A 19,411-nucleotide genomic window follows, 5' to 3' on the forward strand; every position below is an offset into this window, starting at 1 on the left:
TATTGCAGTGCTTACCTTCGGCCGTAAGGCCGGGCGCGGAGACAATCACCGTTTTTCCGCTAGCAGTTTTTCCACCTGCTGCGGCAGTTCCTCGCCGCGGGCGGAAATAGAAACGATTTTTCCGGCCCGATCGATCAGTAGCATGGTTGGCAGGGCCTCGATGGCAAACGGTTTGGTCATGGCCGCCCCATCCCAGCCTTGCTTGGCCGGATCGTCGTCGAACAGCGTGACCCAGGGGAGCTTCTTTTGCGTCAGAAAGTCGGTCAGTTTTTGTTTGTCGTCGTCCAAGCTAATGCCGACGACGTCGAAACCTTGATCGTGATATTTGTCGTACACTTGTTTCACGTCGGGGAGTTCCTCCACGCAGTGGGGACACCAGGTGGCCCAAAAATCGATGAGCACCACTTTGCCCCGATATTGATTCCAATCGAATTTCTCGCCGCCTAGCACGGTGCCTTTAATCGTAGGCGCCGTGTTCAGCAAATTCAACCGCGTGAGTCCGCCGTGTGCAATTTCCAGCGCCATTTGGGCTAACGGACTGGGCTGCACGTCTTTAGCCGCTTTTTCCAAGGCCGTGTAAACCGATCGAGCCGAATCATACTCGCCGGCCATCACAAACACCTGCGCTGCGTCGGCGGACAGTTGAACATTCGGTTCGTCCAACTTCGCATCCAACCGCTGGCAAATTTTTGAGGCCACCGGCGCGAAATCATACGCCTTGCCTTCCTGCCAAGCCTTCACGTTGTCTTCCACTTGATTAATCAACGCTTCGAGTTCAGGATCGAGCTTGGCATGGGGGTTGTCCGCCTGGCCTGTGGAAGCGGTGGAACTATTTGGTGGCGCTTGATTACCGCTTTGCGTCGCGGGATTATTATCACCCTGATCTGACCCGATGCTCAATTTGGGAGGCGAGTTGGAAATTTCGCCCGATGGATGGCTGTTGCAACCCACTAAAAACATCGCGCCGCCGATGAGTAATCCCAAAATCGCCCGACCGTAAATGGTGGTAGCTTTGGCCGACGAGTTCATAAGCATCAGCCGCGGTGAATTGTTATTTGACAGCATTGTTTCGTTCTCCATGTTCGAAATGGGGAGATGTGCCCTTTCCAGCCATCACTTCCCTCCGCATACCAACCCCGGCGGAACTTGCCATCCTTCGGGGTTGGGGCAGAAAATTGTAAGCTCCGACCGCTGTCGTGGGCAGAGCAATTCCAGGTAAATCACGCTGTTTCCATAAGTGACTTCCAGCCGCGTATAGACTTGTGGCTACAAACATATCTGGCCTGTTATCGCACTGTCAGCGACATTGCCTCGTACAATCTTTGAGCGATACTATTACGGTGGGTTTTCACCGCCCCCTTGCGGGTCGCGGCTAAACGAAGATTGGACGCTTAACTCTGCATTTTGACCTACACGGTCGGGCTAACCTGCGCCTGCCACATACTGCTTACCGCCGAAGACTCCCATGGGTCTCTACGACCGCGATTATTACCGTGAAGATCGCCCCGGCATCCGTCTGGCCGCCGCCGCCAACTGGTCGGCCGTGGCCACGCTGATTGCCATTAACGTGGCGGTCGAAGTCGTAGGCTTCTTTCTGCCCACGAATCCAATTACAGGAAACTGGATCACACAACATTTAGGGCTCCAGCCCGATTTATTCCAGCATCCCTGGGATTTCTACCAGCTGCTCACCTATGGATTCGTGCACGATCCGTCCAGCATTTTTCACTTGCTATTCAACATGATTGGCTTGTTTGTGTTTGGCGCAGAGGTGGAAACGGTTTACGGCAAGCGCGAGTTTTACAAGCTGTATCTGAGCCTGATTATCCTGTCCGGTTTGTTCTATGCGGTCATTACATCTGCCACACATTCCGAACATCCTGTCGTCGGCGCTTCCGGCGCCATTATGGGTGTGGCGGTAATTTTTGCGTGCCATTTTCCTCGCCGAACGCTCATACTGTTTCCTATTCCCATTCCTGTTCCGGCTGCGGTGTTCGTCGGCGCGTACATTCTTATCGATTTGCTCGGCACTCAAAGCCACGAAAGCACGGTCGCCCACTGGGCGCATTTGGGTGGGGCGGCGTTTGGCTTTTTGTACTACCGCACCGGCTGGAGTTTGTTCCGGTTATGGCCGCGGGGTTGGTCAACGGGGTCGTTTAGCTTACCGCGGCGGGGGCCGAAATTGCGTGTCCATTCCGAACCCGATGAAGTCGAAGCACCTCCTGACGATTATCTCACGACCGGCCGCATTCAGCAGCGTGTCGACCAACTGCTGGAAAAAATCAGCACTAGCGGCGAAAGCAGCCTGACGGCCGAAGAACGCCAATTCCTCGCCGACGCCAGCCGGCGGTATCAGCAGCAGCGGCGACGGTAAGCGGCCTTTTGCCTGTTTGACCGCAGCCAAAAGCGGCAATTATACTGGAAAGAGCGAGTTTCTTGGGCGCTTCTTATCTCCGTAATCGGTGCGCAATCATGCTGAATCGAAAGTTCTTCCGCCTTTCTTGTGCCGCGCTTTTTGTGGTTGTGATTTGCGCGCTGCAAGCCTTTGCTTCTGATCCACCGAAGGGGTATCGCAAACTGGGACCGGGCGTGGAAACGACGATACCGGCGGAGCCCAATCCGCAAGATACTGTTACCACGCACGACATTGTGGAAATTCAATCGGCTGGCCAGCAACTCGATTGGAAGCCGGAAACGCAAAGCGCCAGCACGACGCTGCAATCGCTGACCAAAGAAATTCCCTTCCGCCGCGGCGTGTGGTATTTGGAGTTCAGCTTCAAGCCGCTGCGGATTATCAACATCGACATGCCGCTGGCCGACGGCAAAATGGACCGCCGCATGGTATGGTACATGGTGTACCACGTGAAAAATTTGGGCCAGCATTTGGAAGCCGATCCGGACGGCGGCAAAAACCAAAGCCTGGCGGCGAATCAGCCGATGACCGATCCGATTTATTTCCATCCGCAATTCGTGTTGGAAAGTCCGCAGTTCAAAAAGGCGTATCTTGACCGTGTCATGCCGCTGGCCGTGGACGCCATTGAAGCACGCGAAGATCCGCATCGCACGCTGCTCAATACCGTGCAAATGGGCGAGAAGCCGATTCCGCTGAGTACGGCCGACGACGACCACAGCGTGTGGGGCGTGGCCACGTGGGAATACATTGACCCTCGGATCGATTTTTTCAACATCTATGTGAAGGGACTCACCAACGCTTACCGGTTTGCTGATCCGCCGGGGGCCTACAAACAGGGTGATGTACCCGGCACGGGGCGACTTTACGCCCAAAAAACGCTGAAGCTGAATTTCTGGCGGCCGGGCGACGAACATGAGCCGGACAAGGAGGAAATTTACTTCGGCACACCGGGACAGATTGACCACGAGTGGGTTTTCCGGTAGAAAGTTAGATTCGTCAATTGGTCAACATTGGACATAGAACCAGGACCGCCGGTTTGCCGAGCGCCGCTTCTTGTCTCTATCTCCTACACCCTAATCCCTACCCTCTAATCCCTATTCCGCCATGGCACATAAGAAGGGTCAAGGCTCCAGCCGCAATGGGCGAGATTCCGCCGGCCAACGCCGCGGCGTCAAGCGATATGCCGGCGAAGCGGTCATTGCGGGGAACATTATCATCCGGCAAGTAGGCAACACCTATCACCCCGGCCGTGGCGTGGGGCAAGGCAAAGATTTCACACTATTCGCCCTGGTTCCCGGCGTGGTGAAGTTCGACCGCAACGGTCGCCGGGTGAACGTGGTGGATGCGAATTAAGTTTGTTGATTACTTTCGTAGTGCAATCGACCTGTTCGTGATCCATCCGCTTGCGGCTTAGCAAATCGAATATGATAGGAGGACACCCATTGGTGTCCTTTTTTATTGCGCAGCATGAAAATCACCAGCACCGCCAATCCGCGCGTGAAAGCAGCCGCCAAGTTGCGCAACCCGCGGCAGCGCGCCGCACAGGGGCGGTTCATGATCAATGGCGTACGTGAAATTGGCCGGGCCTTAGACGGCGGAATGAAGCTGCAGGAAGTGTTTGTTTGCCTTGAGCAGTGCGACGGCGCCGAGTGCCAACGGTTGTTGCGGCGACTGGAAAAAACCGCCGCGGTCCAGTTTGAAGTCAGCCCGGCGGTTTACTCGGTGCTGGCTTATGGAAGCCGGGAAGAAGGGGTGCTGGCCGTGGCCGAAACGCCACAGCGCAATTTGAATGATTTGTGGCTGCCGGACAATCCGCTAGTGGCGGTGCTGGAAGGCGTGGAAAAACCGGGCAACCTGGGGGCGGTGTTGCGCAGCGCCGACGGAGCGGGTGTTTCCGCAGTGATTGTCGCCGGGGGGGGCGTTGATCTTTACAATCCCAATGCCATCCGGGCCAGTTTGGGAGCCATTTTCACGCTGCCGGTGGTAGCGGCCAGCAGTGAGGAAACCATCGCCTGGCTGCGGACACAAAATCTTAAGATTTTCGCCGCCCGAGTGGATGGGGCAGTCAATTATACCACCTGCGATTTTACCGGGCCATGTGCGGTGGTGTTGGGGAGCGAAGCGGCGGGGCTTTCGGATGCGTGGTGGAGCGATTCAAAACGTGGCGATTCAAGACCCGGCGATTCAATACGTGGCGACATTACGGCCATTCGCTTGCCGATGTGCGGGGCTGCTGACAGTTTGAACGTATCCGCCGCGGCCGCCGTGTTGTTTTACGAAGCGCTGCGGCAACGACGCTAGGGCGATTGTCACATCGTTTTAGCGAGTGTAGTGATCGCTGTCTCCAGCGACCTGCAAGCGGCTGAGGACAGCCGCCGCTACATTGAAGCGAAATGCACGCTAAGCGTCCTTTTATCGCCCGAAAAACAATCCACAAATCAACAGGATGGCAACTGCCTCCCGATAATTGATCGCTCGAACAGGAAATAGATTTGAAATCAACCGGCCCCAAAATTCTTTGACAAAAAAACTGCCGATGAGGAGCATGACGGTATAACGCACAGCATCGATGGCACTGACAAACATTACGCCTTCGAAGGAAAGGCCTTTGGCCCGATCACTCAAAGCGAATAGGGCGACGCCGACGATGGCCAGGAACACAAACAGCAAGACGTTGAATTCCACGGTGATGGAGTTCTCACTTGAGTTTTCAGACATGGTGACCTCGCTTGAAAGGAATTACATGAAAAGAGATCGAAACAACATGCCGTGCGGTCCTATCGCTGTTTTATTGGCCGTGATTGGCGATCTGGAGTTTGGCCGCTTTTAGCGTGTTTTCCAAGAGCATGGTGATCGTGAGTGGGCCGACGCCGCCGGGAACAGGCGTAATGGCGCCGGCCACTTGGCGCACGGCGTCAAAATCGACATCGCCGCACAGTTTGCCATCGACGCGGTTGATGCCCACGTCGATGACCGTCGCCCCGGGCCGAATCATATCGGCTTTGACGAACCGCGGTTGGCCGATGGCGGCAATGAGGATATCGGCCTGGCGCGTGATGTCGGGCAAATTGTGTGTACGGCTGTGGCAAATGGTGACTGTGGCATCGGCTCCGGCGCCGCGTTGCACCAGCATTAGGGCGATAGGCTTGCCGACGATTTCGCTCCGGCCCAGCACCACCACATGCTTGCCGGCGGTTTCGATATGGTTGTGGACCAATAATTGTTGAATGCCCTGCGGAGTGCAGGGCAGAAACCGCGGACGGCCTTGGACCAGCCGGCCCACGTTTTCCGGGTGAAAGGCGTCGACATCTTTCAGCGGATGGACGGCGTCGAGAATGGCCTTTTCGTCGATTTGCTTGGGCAATGGAAGCTGCACCAAGATACCATGCACTGCATGCTCGCCAGAGACATTATTCAATTTGGCGATCAGGTGCAGCAAGTCTCGCTGCGCGGCTTCGGCAGGCAGGCGGTGCAGCTGGCTGGCCATGCTCACGCGCTCGCAAGCTTGCCGCTTGTTGCGCACATACACTTCGCTGGCCGGATTTTCGCCCACTAGGACCGCCGCCAAGCAGGGCGTGATTCCCGATTGCGCTTTGAACTGCGCCACCTGGGTTTGCAGCTTGACCTGTAATTTTGTGGCCAGTGCTTTGCCATCGAGCAGTTTAGCGGTCATTTAGCAAACCCTTTAGGCATCATTTGAACTGCAGAGGACGCTGAGAAGAGCAGAGTCTAGAAACCACAGATGAACGCGGATAAACACAGATGAAGTCATTTAGAAAACCGGGCAATCATTGAATCCTGATTTCTTCAAATGCCCGCATTGAACAATGGATTTTCGAATTGTCCGCTGCCAGCATTTCCAGTTTTATCTGTTTTCATCCGTGTTTATCTGTGGCTTCCTGTTTTCTGTGCGCTGCTCTCCGCGTCTCTGCGGTGAATTATTTTACAGCCAACCAGCCCAAAGTATGGCGTGCAACACGAGGCAGGAGTAGACCCCGGCCGCCCAATCGTCAGCCATAATTCCCAGTCCCATGGGCAAGTATTCCAACTGTCGGGCAGGCGGCGGCTTGGTGATATCAAAAATGCGGAAGAGAACAAAGCCTGCCAGAAGAACCAAGGGACGTGACAACGTATCGTGCGAAACAAGGAAGAAGGTGATGGGCATGGCGGCAATTTCATCCAGCACAACCATCTGTGGGTCTTTTGCGCCGCCGAGCAACCGAGCGGCCGTGGTACAGATGGGAACACCGACGATGCATACGGCAAGAACGGCGGTGGCCTGAAGCCAGACGTTTGGGATGAAACTAATGCCCCAGGCCAGCGGTAGGCCAAGCAGTGTGCCGAACGTTCCCGGGGCAAACGGGACACGGCCGATCCAAAAACCTGTCGCCAAAACAACCGCCGGGTGCCGCCAGACCAAGGCCGCAGGGGATTGGGAAACGCTGCTTTGTGACTGACGTTTCATATTCGTGAGATGGTAGATTGCTCTCGCTGCCCAGTCGGTGTAAGGTTATCATCGCTTGACCGCAAGCATCAAATGGTAATAATTATCATAATCTTACTAAACATTCGTCGATTGTTATCAATAGCATTGAAATCTGCCGGGAGACGGTGATTTTAGCTTGCCATTGAATCCATCATTCTTTTGGTATCTGCCTGACTGGCCGCAAAGTACAATTTCTCCAGCCCTTTCTTTTGCAGCCACTAGCCCATATGGCCGAACACGAACCCGCTCCTGCAAAGTTGTCCGCTGCTGAAAGCGTCAAGCTGAACAGCAATTATCTGCGCGGAACGATTGCCCAGGAGTTAGCCGAGCCCGGGGACAAATTCAACAAGGATAACTCGGCGCTGCTGAAATTTCACGGCACGTATCAACAAGACGACCGTGAGAACCGCGTGAAGCAAGAGGGGGGCAAAAGCCTGCGGCAATATATTTTTATGGTCCGTTCGGCGATACCCGGCGGCAAACTTACGGCGGATCAATTGTTGGGCGAGCTAGATTTGTGCGACGAATTGGGCAACGGCACGCTGCGCATCACCAGCCGACAAGGACTGCAATTGCATGGCATTCCAAAACGCAGTTTGCAGGAAACCATTCGGCGAATCAACGAAATCAAGCTTTCCACATTGGCCGCTTGCGGCGACGTGAAGCGCAACGTCATGTGTTGCCCCGCGCCACACTATGGCGATCCGGTGCATGCTGAAATGCAAACTTTGGCCGATCAACTGGCTGTGCACTTTACTCCCCACACACAGGCCTACCACGAAATTTGGCTGCGCGATCTAGGCACCGGCGAAGAACAATATTTGGGCGGTAGCGGCACCAACGGCCGTCATTCCGGCGAAACAACGGGCAACGGCCAGACCGAGATGGAACCCATTTATGGCCCCACGTATCTGCCCCGTAAATTCAAATTCGCTATTGGCTTGCCTGGCGATAATTGCGTCGATTTGTACGCCAATGACGTAGGCCTGATGGCCATTTGCCGGGACTGGCGGATTGTGGGTTACAACGTGCTGGTCGGCGGCGGGATGGGAGTGACCCCAAGTGCCGCTAAAACTTTTCCTGCCGTCGCCAAGCGGATGGCGTTCGTCGAGCCGCAACAGGTCATCGATGTGTGCATGGCCATTGTCAAGGTGCAGCGAGATTATGGCAACCGTGTCGACCGCAAAGTGGCCCGCTTAAAATACGTGATCGCCAACCACGGGCTAGATTGGTTCAAAGCTAAGGTTGAGGAATACTATGGTCAGCCACTGGCGGAACCCGACCCTGAAGACGTAGTCGGGTTTGACGATCACATGGGCTGGCATGAACAAGGCGACGGCCGTATGTTCTACGGATTGAACATTGAAAACGGCCGCATCAAAGACGACGAGCACATCCAGCTTAAAACCGCACTGCGCGAGGTGTGTCGCACGCTATGGCCCAGCATCCGGCTGACCGCGCACCAAAGCCTTTTGTTTTGCGACCTACCCTCCGAGGCACGTGGTTCATTGGAGGAGATTTTACGGCGGCATCACGTGCCGTTGACGGAAGAAATTTCCAACATCCGGCGGTGGTCGATGGCCTGCGTGGCCTTTCCGACGTGCGGCCTGGCGATTACCGAAAGCGAACGGGCGCTGCCGGGGATGATCGATCAACTGGAGATGGAATTGGCTAAGCTTGGTTTGTCTCGCGAAAACTTCACGCTCCGCATGACGGGCTGCCCCAACGGCTGCGCACGCCCTTACAATTGCGACATTGGTCTGGTCGGCAAAACCGTGGGCAAGTACACCGTGTTTGTGGGAGGACGGCTGCTGGGAGATCGGCTGAACTTTATCTACAAAGATTTAGTGCCGGCCGAAGAAGTGGTGTCGACGCTGGCACCACTGTTTGTATATTTCAAGCACGCGCGCCAGGAAGGGGAGACTTTTGGCGATTTTTGCCATCGCAAAGGGGCCGAGGACTTACGGGCTTGGACGGACCAATATGCGGCTCAAAGCACCGCGGTGTAAAGTGAGCACACCGGAAACCCTATGAGCCTGTTCGCCGGGTTGTTAACATTACTGTTATGGCGACCTATGGCGAAGTCTCTTGGGAGAGGATGATTCGGGCCGTGGAAAAAGTGCGCGAACGTTTGTTGCGAGCCACAGCGGCGTTAGAAAAAGCAGGCATTCCTTACGCAGTTGCCGGGGGGAACGCGGTGGCTGCGTGGGTGTCGCGTGTGGACGAAGCGGCCGTGCGAAACACGCAAGATGTCGATATTCTGGTTCGCCGCGCCGATTTTCCCGCTGTCACGACTGCGTTGGAAGCGGCGGGGTTTTATCATGCGCACGTATTGGACGTCGAATCGTTTCTGGACAGCCCCACGGCGAAAGTGCGCGATGCCGTGCATATTTTGTTTGCCGGCGAGAAAGTGAAACCGGGTTACGAGACGCCGGCGGCGGAGATGACTGAATCGGAGCGGGGCAAAGATTTCCAGATGCTCCAGTTGGAAGCGCTGGTGCGCATGAAGCTGACGTCATTTCGTGATAAAGACCGCACTCATTTGCGCGACATGATTGACGTCGGCTTGATCGATCAGAGCTGGCCGACACGTTTTCCCAACACGTTGGCCGTGCGATTGCAGCAGCTGTTAGATACGCCTGGCGGTTGAATGCTTTGCGACAATCAGCGTCCGCCGACTATTTTTACCAACGTCCCGCTAGTAGAGCCGATTACTCGTTCTTTGTTGTCGTATCGTTCGCTGTGGAACCGGCATTCTTTAGCGGCGGGGGCGCGGGGAGCTTTTTGGCCGACGAGTTGGCATCCGGCGGGGCGGATGATTCAGAGTCTTTCTTTTCGTCAATCACCTGCTTTTCTCGCCAGGGTTTTTTGCTCTCGTAGCTGCTCAATTCTTTTTTGAGTTGGGTGTTCACGTCTGCGTCGTCGCTGCCTAAGTCAACTGCCTTTTGCGACCATTGGCGGGCGGCGTCGAAATCGCCCGATTCGGCGTAACTGGCGGCCAGCGTGCTTAAAATATAGGCCTGTTTGTAATCGCTTTGCTTGGCGGCCTGCGTGCCCAATTCGATGGCGCGTTTACCGTTTCGTACATTGTCGTCGGGCGAAGTGGCCAGCACCCAGGCCAAATTATTGAGCACACCTAGATCCTCCGGATTGATTTTCAGGGCCGATTCGTAATCGGCCACGGCCTCGGCGTGTTTGCCAACGCTCAAGTAAGCATCGGCCCGGCCGCGCAAGGCGGATAAACTTTCCGGGTTGGCTGTCAACGCTTCGCTATAGGTGGCAATTGCCTTGCGCGGCTGCTTGTTGGCTTCGTAAAGCACGCCCAATTGATCGAGTAATTCCGGATTGTGAGGAGATTTTTTTAACAACGTCAGCGAGTCGTCGATGGCTTGCGCATAATCTTTCTCGGCCGTCGATAAAATGGCCCTTAATTCCAAGGCCGGGGCCCAGTCGGGAACATCTTTAAGGGCTTCATCTACATCGGCGCGGGCCGCCTTGGTGTCACCGGCTTGCTGATGCACCACAGCACGCAGTCGCAGCGTCTCAACGACATGCTCCAATTTGTCGGGTTCGTTTTTTACGGCGTGGTCGAGGTCATCCAGGGCTTCCTTGGTTTTCTTTTCAGCTGCGTAGACTTGCGCCCGATGCATGTACGGGGCGGCTGCATTGGGCAGCAGCTTAATTTCTTCGCTAAACGCATCGATGGCTTGGTCGTTTTGCTTGAGCGTGAACCAGGCCAGGCCACGGATTTCCTGCAATTCAGGATTGTCCGGGTCGGCTTTAGCGGCGGCGTCTAAATCGGCGGTCGCTTCCTGCACCTTGCCCGACAACAACAGGAACATGCCGCGTTGCCGCAACGCTTCCAAGTTATTGGGGGCGATTTTGAGCGCCTGGCTGAAATAATCGAGTTTTTTGTCCGGCTCGTCGCTCAAGTCGGCCAAGAGCACCAGCGCTTCGACCTGATCTTCCTGCTTATCTTTGGACAAATCTAGCGCTGTCTGTGCCGCTTTAAGCGCGGCCGCATGATCGCCCCCTGGAAGCTGCTGCAAACGGGCAATCATCAATTGGGCAGGCGCCAGTTGTGGATTGATTTTTAGCGCCTTTTCTAAATCGCCCATCGCCAAAATGCGCAACTGGGCCCAACCGGCTGGTTTATCCTGCACGATTTTTTTGGAGAGCACGCTGGCCCGTTCCAACAAGGTCCCTGTCAGCAGATTATTCGCGAATTCGGTGTTACTGGCATCCAGCCCCTTTTTCAAGGCGCTTTCGCACAAGTTGACAACTTGCGACAAATCATCCAGGCTTTCCGCGGCGAGTTTTTTATCGCTTGCAGAATCGAGATCGTCCTGGCCAGCGTTTTCTGCCCGGGACACGCCTGTGCACCACAATGTCGTGCCGATGACTGCCACACTCAAGCAAATCAAACGCGAACTTGCAAATCGGAACGACATGGGACACTCCGTTGGGACTAAAGCGAAATATTCTCGCGACGGTTTCTGTAGACACTTCTATTATTACGTGTAACTGCCGCTGACGCTATGCGAAGTTAACAGTGCCGAGAACAGCGTCAAACGACATTTGATAACAAAAATTACGAAAGTGCGGCGGATTGATATTCCAAACCAGCCCCCGGAAATCCGGCCGAAGAATTCAGTGCAAACTCATTTCTCGTTTTAAGCGCGGTCGATGGAAAATGCCAGCACTTCCGCCAGCGACTTCGCGCCGGCCGCCAGCATCACCAATCGATCAAAACCCAGCGCCACACCGGTACACGCTGGCAGTCCCGACTCCATCGCCGCCAGCAAACGACTTTCCTCCGGCAACGCCGGTTTGCCCTGCGCCACTCGGGCGGCATTGGCGGCGGCGTTGCGTCGCCGCAATTCGGCGGCGTCGAGCAGTTCGTGGTAGCCGTTGGCTAGTTCTACACCCCGCACATACAACTCGAATCGCTCGGCCACCGCCGGGCTGGAGTATGGCGAGCGTATTTTACTCAACGAGACTTCGCCACTTCCCAACATTGAAGGTCTTTCATCAATTCGAATTTTGGCCAGCGCCGCCTGGCTGGCCGGATAATCGTAGACAATGATCGGCGTCACCTGACCCAAATGCGGTTCCACGCATTCGGCCAACAGCACGTTCAGCCAACCGGCGCGATCATCTCCCAAACCGGCCGGCACGGCAATTCCGTTTTGCTTGGCCGCCATGGCCAATTCCGCCGTAGTGGCCGTGTGGGGATCGATTCCCACATGCCGTTGAAAAGCCCCCGCAAAGCTTACTCGCTCCGCCTCTTGTAGACCGAGCAGTGTTTGGCACACTTCGGAGAGCAGCATCATGCCAGCGGCCATGTCGTCTCCCGCCCGATACCATTCCACCATCGTGAATTCCGGATTGTGCAGCAGGCCAACTTCACTGTTGCGGAAGGCCCGTGAGATTTGGTAAATCGCCGTGGCCCCGGCGGCCAACAGGCGCTTCATGCCAAACTCGGGCGAGGTTTGCAGCCACAGACGTCGACCCACGTCCGGTGTTCGCGGATCGTCAGCCAAAACTGTCGACATTGGATCGAGATGCCGATCGATCGTTACGTCGGCCGACAGAATGGGCGTTTCAACTTCGAGAAATCCCTGCTCTGCAAAGAACTGCCGCACCCGCGCCAATAGTTCGGCCCGTAAACGAAGAGTGGCCAACGATGCGGTGGGAAGAAAATCGGACATGGGGTAAGCATGCGGCCGGCGGCAGTTCTACATGATGAGGCTGATGGGGCAAAGCAGCGATGGCTTGGTCAGCGGTAAGTAAGCAGGATGTGGCGCTGGATAGTACTATTTCAACTCGATTATCTGTTGCACGGCCGGCTCGCCGTATTTTGCACTGCCGGTGTGAATGGTCACGTTGGACAATGGTTGGCAAATTCCAGCGCTATGTGTGTGACCACAATATACCGTTAGCTTCCGTTGCGGCGTGGCACGCATGATTTCCAAAATGGCGTCTCCCATTGCTTTGCAGGTGAAGTGCGGCAACCATTCGTCGTTGGATAATTGTCCTTCGTGCCAGCATGCCTCGCGCATGGGGGGCACGTGCGTCGCCAAAATGACCTCGGGAAACCGCGTCAAGGCAGCCGGCAATATCCGACGAATGTGCTTCGCGGACAGGTCGCCTAACTCCTTCAGTTTGGGCCAACGAAATTCCTTGGTTAGCGGCGCTAGCTCGGCGATCAGCCGGTAATCGTTCATCATCACGTACGATTGCACATAATTCCCCAGTCGGGCATCGGCCCAACCGTCGTCGCCGATTAGTCCCACACTGCCTGTGAGCGTTACCACCTCCGACGCAGTCAAATAAACCAGCCGGGGATGGCGCCGCGAAAGGGCCGTTACCTCTGCCCGCACGCCGGCAATCGATCCACCGTAAAAATCGTGGTTGCCCAGGACAAAATAAATGGGCCGCTGCCAGACGTCGTCCAATCGTTCCAATAGCGGAACCACGCTGTGTGCTTCGCCAATATCGCCGGTCAGCAAAATTGCGTCGGCTTCGCGCGCGCGAACCAAGGACAAAAAGCGCGCTGTCTCGTCGTCAGCGAGAAAGTTCAAATGAATATCCGTCAACCAGACCAGTCGCATGGATCAAGAGATTCGGGGTGTTAGGAATCGAGCATTAAGAGTCAGAAATTGTGTCAATCCAGGCCAGCAATGTACTGTCCAGCCGGCGACTTGTCACCAGAAGGATTTAATTCACACCACTCGCAACCGTTCGCGTTCCAAGCGATCCACAATAAATTGCATTGCCGCCGGCGTCATCCGGTTGTAATACTCGAACCCGTGTCCGCCGCCGCTGGTTTCCAAATCGTAATCGTGGCCAATGCCGAGAGCGACCAATTTGGAATGCAACCGCTCGGCGCTTTCGTGCCAACGACGGTCGCTTGGGTCGCAGCAAAACCACACATGCCGCGGCCAATTGAGCGGGTGCACGTGGAGCGTGGCCGTATCTTGCCGAGCGGCTTCCTGGTCGACATACATTTGCGGGAGTGTTTCATCTCCTTCGTTCCACCGCAAGTGATAATCGATAGCCGGCGAAATCGCCGCCGTCACCGGAAATATGCTGGGATGCTTGAAAGCCAGCCGCAGCGCGCCCTGGCCTCCCATGCTGGTGCCCAAGAGCGCAATTTGCGGCGGCGCTGCATTCCAAGCTGCGGCGACATACCGTAGCACGTTGTCCGTTACGTGCCGATGCGCGGTAATCTGCTCGTCAAACTCGGGGCAAATGCGGTCGGTCCACCAACTGCGACCGGTCAGGGGGGCGATCACGCGTAAGCCATGCCGGGCAAACTCCGCTGTAAAGGCGGGCTTGTCGCTCAGCCGATTCTGATGCACGCCGTGCAAATAGATCACTACAAAACCATGCGGATGCGGAGAGGATGGCTGAAACGCATCGCACGGCTTGCCCGCGACAGAAACGGTTGACCATCCGGTAGCTTGCCCGGCTGATGCCAGTTCGGAGTGGTCTGTCATTTTGGACTCGATACCAGGGGCAATAGTGTTTTTAATTTTGCTTCCAATGCATCCTGTCCGCGCAAAAATTCCAAACCCACTAGCACGGCTCGCAGCGGCCGGTCGCCCAATTTGTTCACGGGCAGCTTTACCAGGTCTTTATGCGTGCACACTGCAACATCTGCGCCGTGCAAAGCCGTCCAACGAGCCAACTCGTCCACCGTATTATTATTGTAAATAAAATGGTCGGGGAACTCTCGCCAGGCGACAACATTGCAGCCGCACTCGGCAAGCGTGTGGCGAAAACCCGCTGGATTCCCCAGCCCACAAAAAGCCGCCACCTGCCTACCCCGCAGCGCGCCCAGCGATTCTTCTTGTCCGTCGGCGGCCAGCAAACTGCGCGGGGCGTGGCGGCATTCGACCCAAGCGATTTGAGGCGCATAGCGCTCCACGATGCCGCGAATTCGGGCGCGCTCAACTTCATTTACCATGTCGGCCCGCGTGAGCACTGCCAGATTGGCCCGGCTCATTCCGGCGATCGGTTCGCGCAACATGCCGCGTGGAAAAACATGGCCGAAGCCGAAGGGCTCGAGCGCATCCAAAAGTACGATGTCCAAATCCCGCGCGATGCGGCGATGCTGAAAGGCGTCGTCGAGAATAATCAGTTCGCTCTGAAATTCTCGGACCGCCAATCGAGCGGCAGCAACACGATCCGGATTTTGTAAATGAACCACGCCGGGTAACTTTTGCGCCAGCTCTTGGGCTTCGTCGTTCGGCGCGCCGTTGGAAGATTTGTATCCACGACTGACCAGGGCAATTTTAATGCCGCGGTTCAAAAACCATCGGGCGATCCATTCGACCAGCGGCGTTTTGCCGGTCCCCCCCAGCGTCAGGTTTCCCACACTCACGACGGGGATGCCGATTTTTTGGCTTGCCTTTCGGCCGGATTCAAAGGCTTTATTTCGACCTACCACTATCCAGGTGTAGAGAGATTCAGCCCAGCGCAACAGACCGCGCAGCAGGCTTGCCATCGGGCCACGCCGCCGACCGCTGACCAGTTCGCGAAAATCGACCGCATTGAGCAAGAAAAAAATCTCGCAGAAAATGAACGTAGAAACGCCACGAAACAGACTCGAATTCTAGCGGGTTGCCAATGCGTTCCAGAGGGCATTTACGAGGGGAGCAAATGCTTGCATTCACCGGCGGCGCAGCTAAATTTACTTAAAGGTGTGTTCTGTCGGTCGGCATCGGGGGATGATCCGACAAAATGAAAGGGTTTTTGAAGCTCATGGGTTTCCTGCGAAAAAATCCGGACAAAGCGGCTCCGTTGGGAGCCTTTGGTCCCGCCCCCCCCCAGGCCCCGCCGAAAACGCCGGCTCCTGGTGCCCCTAAAACTCCAAGCCCAGCGCCTGCCAAAACGCCGATCGCGCCGGCTCCAGCGGGCCCAGCCTCTGGGACATCAAAAGCGCCCGTGCCTCCGGCGCCAGTTGCGCCCAAAGCGCGAGTGATGCCCGCTCCAGCTCCGCCGAAAGTCCCCGCGCCAAAGACCACTGCGCCCAAGCCTGTCGCGTCTCCCGCTCCGGCAGCGCCGCAAGTGCTGCCGCAGCCGCCCGCCTCCAAAACTGCGCAGCCAATCGTGCCCCAACCTCCGGTTCAAGCGACGCCCCCCGCCTCCTTGCCGGCTGCGCCCGCTCCCCATCTCGCAGTACCCGCTGCACCACTGCCAGTTAAACCCATTCTCTTTGAGCAGGCACCATCACCCGCCATCGAGCCCCAAAAGTTCACTCGCATCGAAGCTGATCAACCATCCGATATCGAGCCGCCGCAGGCAACTCCTATCAAACTTGATGAACCAAGCATCATCGAACCAGAGCTACCCGAGACGATGGAAGAGTCGGCTTCCTTCGAAGGCCAAATCGTAGCCGACGCACTCGTGGAAGATGTTGCCGTCGAAGATATGGAGAATGCACTACCCCAAGTTGCAATCGAGATGGAAGCTGAATTACTTCCCGCCGAACGGACGCGTTTCCGCGCGGCGAAAAAAGCCTATTCGCCACTTTCGACTGCCGGCGAAGCGCTCTCCGAAATTGAAGCGGCTCCGAAAAATATCGGCGACTGGCTTCGCACCCGGCCGATATGGTTTTGGGCAGCGGTGGCGGCCGTGTGGTTGGTAGCGGCGGTCCTGTATGTGGCGCTTACACCCCACGGTCCCAGCCGCCAGGAACAAGAGTGGGAACGCCTGCGACAACTCTATATGCAAAGCCAGCCAGGCAAAAAAACTTCCGCCCCGGCCGGTAAAGCAGATCAACCTCCTGCGGCCGATCAAACCCCCGCGAAATCCGACGGCGCGCAAAAGAGTGCAGCCGATGCGCCCGCCAAGTGATTCTTTGCAGCAATTCGGGGCACGGTTGAGGTGCAGTGCCAAACAAAACGGCGAATGTAGACGCCTCTTTCCGAGAGACGCTGCGTACAGCCGCTGTGTCTTATAGGTGAAAGCCCGCTTATCGCACCGGTTTCAGCTTGGCCACAATCGCCTCGGCCATTTCGCGCGTGCCAACGGCGGTGGGATCGTCGCGGTTGGGCTTCAAATCGTACGTGACACTTTTGCCTTCGGCGATGACGTCGGCCACGGCTTTTTCCAGGCGCTTGGCCGCGTCGGCTTCGCCCAAGTGTTCCAGCATCAGCATGCCGGAGAGAATGACCGCCGTCGGATTGACTTTGTTTTTGCCTTTGTACTTGGGCGCGCTGCCGTGCGTGGCTTCGAACACGGCCCCGTCCGGTCCGATGTTCGCGCCCGGCGCCACACCCAAACCGCCGACCAGGCCGGCCGCCAGGTCGCTGAGCACGTCGCCATATAAATTCGGCAGCACCAGCACGTCGTACAACTCGGGCTTTTGCACCAACTGCATGCACATGTTGTCGACAATGCGGTCTTCAAATTCGATGTCCGGATACTTGGCCGCCACCTGCCGCGATACTTCCAGCCACAACCCGTCGCTGTATTTCATGATGTTTGCTTTGTGAACGCTGGTGACTTTCTTGCGGCCGTATTTACGGGCGTACTCAAACGCATACTTCACAATCCGCTCGGTGCCCGAAACGCTGATCGGCTTGATGGAAACGCCGGTTTCTTGTGGCCTCGTTTTGATTTTGTTGCCGGTCGATTTTTCGTTGATGAACTTGATGAGGTCGGCGGTTTCGGGCTTCCCTTTTTCGAACTCCACGCCGGCGTACAGGTCTTCGGTATTTTCGCGGACGATGACCAAGTCGACCGGCACGCTTTCGAAGAAGCTGCGCACCCCTTTGTATTGCTTGCACGGTCGCACGCAGGCGTACAACCCCAGCGCCTGTCGCAAATACACGTTGATGCTGCGAAAGCCGGTGCCCACCGGCGTGGTGATGGGCGCCTTCAGCGCACACTTGGTCCGCTTGACGCTTTCCATGGTGGCTTCCGGCAGCGGCGTGCCGGTGCGGGCCATGACATCGACGCCCGCCTCTTGCACATCCCAATTGATTTTGACGCCCGTGGCGTCGATGCATTTGCGGGCCGCCTCGGCCAACTCCGGCCCGGTGCCGTCGCCCATGATTAACGTAACATCGTGTGCCATGATGGTTCTGCTTTCAGTTTTCAATTGCGCGCTGCCGCCGTCACTCCCTCGAAAAAATCGTACGAAATCTGCTCGTGAAAATTAACAAATGCAGCGCGGAGCGTCAACGAGGTCTGGCTAATACACAGCACGTAACATAATCAGCGTGCAGGAAGCACTATAAGTTGTCGTGGCTACTTCTGTTTATTTGTTGTCGGTCGGGGAACGATGTGGATCGACCATTAGAGTGAAGTAATTGATGTCCGTCCCCTCAAGTAGCTTTTCCACAATCTCGACAAACATTTTTTGCGATTGTTCCGGAGATAAATTATTGTACGGTCCCGTCTTAAATTCGAAGTAAGCTCGCTGGTGTTTGAGGTTCTCAGCCACCAGGCGAAATTTGCTCCACTGAGAACCGTAGTTATGTACTTCCTCCCACTGATAAGAACCAACGGCGATGGTTGAGAGAATCATCGGAACGATAGCCCAATAGTCTCTCCAATCCTTTACCACAAGGAATTGGACGAAGATTGCCACCGGTGTCAACCAACTTGCAATCAACATCAGCCGTCGCATGAGAAGATAACGGCGCTGGTTAAAGGCCGACTTTGCTTCAAAATATTTGAGTTGAGGATCGAATCGCTCGTCTAAATAGTTGAAGTCTTTCATGACATATTCCATCTGATCAATCACTAAGTTTTATCAATCTCATAAACTGGCGAAAAGAAGCCACATGTTCTATTTTTTATGATGATGGTTTGAATTTTTGTATTGTCTGTTCCGCCGTTTTGTTGCGGTCCGGCTTCGCCGCGCTCGGATTTAATTCCCAGTGCTCACCGAAAAAGCCGGCGGTTTCGATTTTGCCTGGTTGCGTGATATCTGGCGGGGTGCGGATGTCGACAATGGCCCAATCGGGCAAGCGAGGCACTTGCCTGGCGTTGGAGGAATAATCGCTTTCACGGAAGGTGAAGCCGCTGTTCAGAACGACGTAACGATTGGGATTGAGCGGATTGGGATAAATTAGGACCGGGACATGATCGGCCGCCGAGAATTTTTTCTCGTCGGCCGTCAGGTTGTCGCCTTGCCAATGGATCGGTAGCTTGTCGTTGATGTGCTTGATCACCGCGTTGCTTTGCTCGTCGCCCCACAAGATTAAATTACTTACGGCAATATCGTCGTCGGTCACGGCCGTGTCGTCCTTCACTCGAGCCTCACCGCGGAATTGGTTGCGCCATTGGCGGATGGCACGTTCCATTTCGGTTTGCACCCAATGGTTGACTTCGGGGCGCCCGGACTTGCCGGTAGGCCGCACGATGATGAACGAATCCATGAACGCATCATCAATGGGCCCTTGCAGACCATGGCGTTTGACTAAGTCGCGTGGGCCGAGTTCGCGCGCACCTAGCACCCAATTTCCTTGATCGTTTTTGTGCAAGTTGCACTG

19 protein-coding genes are annotated in these 19,411 nt (G+C 55.8%); 7 read left to right on the plus strand and 12 right to left on the minus strand.

The window, feature by feature from the left end:
- Nucleotides 1-45: 45 nt before the first annotated feature.
- Nucleotides 46-1,080: a TlpA disulfide reductase family protein gene (locus VMJ32_05085; protein ID HTQ38377.1), complete on the minus strand. Its 1,035-nt coding sequence runs from the start codon at nucleotides 1,078-1,080 to the stop codon at nucleotides 46-48.
- A 385-nt stretch (nucleotides 1,081-1,465) separates the two neighbouring features.
- On the opposite strand from VMJ32_05085, the gene VMJ32_05090 reads away from it, so the two are divergent.
- The 4 genes from VMJ32_05090 to VMJ32_05105 all read left to right on the plus strand — a co-directional run bounded on the left by VMJ32_05090 (nucleotide 1,466) and on the right by VMJ32_05105 (nucleotide 4,714).
- Nucleotides 1,466-2,374, plus strand: a complete 909-nt coding sequence (locus VMJ32_05090; GenBank protein ID HTQ38378.1) for a rhomboid family intramembrane serine protease — start codon at nucleotides 1,466-1,468, stop codon at nucleotides 2,372-2,374.
- Between the two features lie 98 nt (nucleotides 2,375-2,472).
- Nucleotides 2,473-3,396, plus strand: coding sequence for a hypothetical protein (locus VMJ32_05095; protein HTQ38379.1), 924 nt, complete (start codon nucleotides 2,473-2,475; stop codon nucleotides 3,394-3,396).
- A 121-nt stretch (nucleotides 3,397-3,517) separates the two neighbouring features.
- The gene (gene rpmA, locus VMJ32_05100; protein HTQ38380.1) at nucleotides 3,518-3,766 is read left to right on the plus strand and encodes a 50S ribosomal protein L27; all 249 of its coding nucleotides are present in this window, start codon (nucleotides 3,518-3,520) and stop codon (nucleotides 3,764-3,766) included.
- 114 nt (nucleotides 3,767-3,880) lie between these two features.
- Nucleotides 3,881-4,714: an RNA methyltransferase gene (locus VMJ32_05105; protein HTQ38381.1), complete on the plus strand. Its 834-nt coding sequence runs from the start codon at nucleotides 3,881-3,883 to the stop codon at nucleotides 4,712-4,714.
- 111 nt (nucleotides 4,715-4,825) lie between these two features.
- On the opposite strand, the gene VMJ32_05110 is transcribed toward VMJ32_05105, so the two are convergent.
- From VMJ32_05110 to VMJ32_05120, 3 genes are all read right to left on the minus strand, one after another.
- The gene (locus VMJ32_05110) at nucleotides 4,826-5,131 is read right to left on the minus strand and encodes a hypothetical protein (GenBank protein HTQ38382.1); all 306 of its coding nucleotides are present in this window, start codon (nucleotides 5,129-5,131) and stop codon (nucleotides 4,826-4,828) included.
- A 70-nt stretch (nucleotides 5,132-5,201) separates the two neighbouring features.
- The gene (folD, locus tag VMJ32_05115; protein HTQ38383.1) at nucleotides 5,202-6,086 is read right to left on the minus strand and encodes a bifunctional methylenetetrahydrofolate dehydrogenase/methenyltetrahydrofolate cyclohydrolase FolD; all 885 of its coding nucleotides are present in this window, start codon (nucleotides 6,084-6,086) and stop codon (nucleotides 5,202-5,204) included.
- A gap of 270 nt (nucleotides 6,087-6,356) precedes the next feature.
- Nucleotides 6,357-6,878, minus strand: coding sequence for a phosphatidylglycerophosphatase A (locus tag VMJ32_05120; protein ID HTQ38384.1), 522 nt, complete (start codon nucleotides 6,876-6,878; stop codon nucleotides 6,357-6,359).
- Nucleotides 6,879-7,126: 248 nt separating this feature from the next.
- Between VMJ32_05120 and VMJ32_05125 the strand changes: the two genes are divergently transcribed.
- Nucleotides 7,127-8,908, plus strand: coding sequence for an NADPH-dependent assimilatory sulfite reductase hemoprotein subunit (locus VMJ32_05125; protein HTQ38385.1), 1,782 nt, complete (start codon nucleotides 7,127-7,129; stop codon nucleotides 8,906-8,908).
- A 56-nt stretch (nucleotides 8,909-8,964) separates the two neighbouring features.
- Nucleotides 8,965-9,549: a nucleotidyltransferase family protein gene (locus VMJ32_05130; protein HTQ38386.1), complete on the plus strand. Its 585-nt coding sequence runs from the start codon at nucleotides 8,965-8,967 to the stop codon at nucleotides 9,547-9,549.
- A 61-nt stretch (nucleotides 9,550-9,610) separates the two neighbouring features.
- Here VMJ32_05130 and VMJ32_05135 read toward each other — a convergent pair whose 3' ends face one another.
- The 5 genes from VMJ32_05135 to lpxK form a co-directional block, all read right to left on the minus strand.
- Nucleotides 9,611-11,350, minus strand: coding sequence for a tetratricopeptide repeat protein (locus tag VMJ32_05135; GenBank protein ID HTQ38387.1), 1,740 nt, complete (start codon nucleotides 11,348-11,350; stop codon nucleotides 9,611-9,613).
- Nucleotides 11,351-11,572: 222 nt separating this feature from the next.
- Nucleotides 11,573-12,610, minus strand: a complete 1,038-nt coding sequence (locus tag VMJ32_05140) for an EF-P lysine aminoacylase GenX (GenBank protein ID HTQ38388.1) — start codon at nucleotides 12,608-12,610, stop codon at nucleotides 11,573-11,575.
- A 105-nt stretch (nucleotides 12,611-12,715) separates the two neighbouring features.
- A complete protein-coding gene (locus VMJ32_05145; protein ID HTQ38389.1) occupies nucleotides 12,716-13,513 on the minus strand; it encodes a metallophosphoesterase in 798 nt (265 codons plus the stop codon).
- A gap of 111 nt (nucleotides 13,514-13,624) precedes the next feature.
- Complete coding sequence (locus tag VMJ32_05150) at nucleotides 13,625-14,401, minus strand: alpha/beta hydrolase-fold protein (protein HTQ38390.1); 777 nt, start codon at nucleotides 14,399-14,401, stop codon at nucleotides 13,625-13,627.
- Nucleotides 14,398-15,465 carry a tetraacyldisaccharide 4'-kinase gene (lpxK, locus tag VMJ32_05155; GenBank protein ID HTQ38391.1) on the minus strand — a complete coding sequence of 356 codons (1,068 nt, stop codon included), beginning with the start codon at nucleotides 15,463-15,465 and terminating at the stop codon, nucleotides 14,398-14,400. The genes VMJ32_05150 and lpxK overlap by 4 nt, the downstream gene beginning before the upstream one ends.
- Before the next feature lie 422 nt (nucleotides 15,466-15,887).
- On the opposite strand from lpxK, the gene VMJ32_05160 reads away from it, so the two are divergent.
- Nucleotides 15,888-16,763, plus strand: coding sequence for a hypothetical protein (locus VMJ32_05160; GenBank protein ID HTQ38392.1), 876 nt, complete (start codon nucleotides 15,888-15,890; stop codon nucleotides 16,761-16,763).
- A 118-nt stretch (nucleotides 16,764-16,881) separates the two neighbouring features.
- Here VMJ32_05160 and VMJ32_05165 read toward each other — a convergent pair whose 3' ends face one another.
- From VMJ32_05165 to VMJ32_05175, 3 genes are all read right to left on the minus strand, one after another.
- A complete protein-coding gene (locus VMJ32_05165; GenBank protein ID HTQ38393.1) occupies nucleotides 16,882-17,988 on the minus strand; it encodes an isocitrate/isopropylmalate dehydrogenase family protein in 1,107 nt (368 codons plus the stop codon).
- 183 nt (nucleotides 17,989-18,171) lie between these two features.
- Nucleotides 18,172-18,636, minus strand: coding sequence for a DUF4231 domain-containing protein (locus VMJ32_05170; GenBank protein ID HTQ38394.1), 465 nt, complete (start codon nucleotides 18,634-18,636; stop codon nucleotides 18,172-18,174).
- A 76-nt stretch (nucleotides 18,637-18,712) separates the two neighbouring features.
- Nucleotides 18,713-19,411: hypothetical protein (locus tag VMJ32_05175; protein ID HTQ38395.1), on the minus strand; the 699-nt coding region annotated here is incomplete at its 5' end.

The organism is Pirellulales bacterium (assembly GCA_035499655.1).
In the GTDB taxonomy this organism is placed as follows: domain Bacteria; phylum Planctomycetota; class Planctomycetia; order Pirellulales; family JADZDJ01; genus DATJYL01.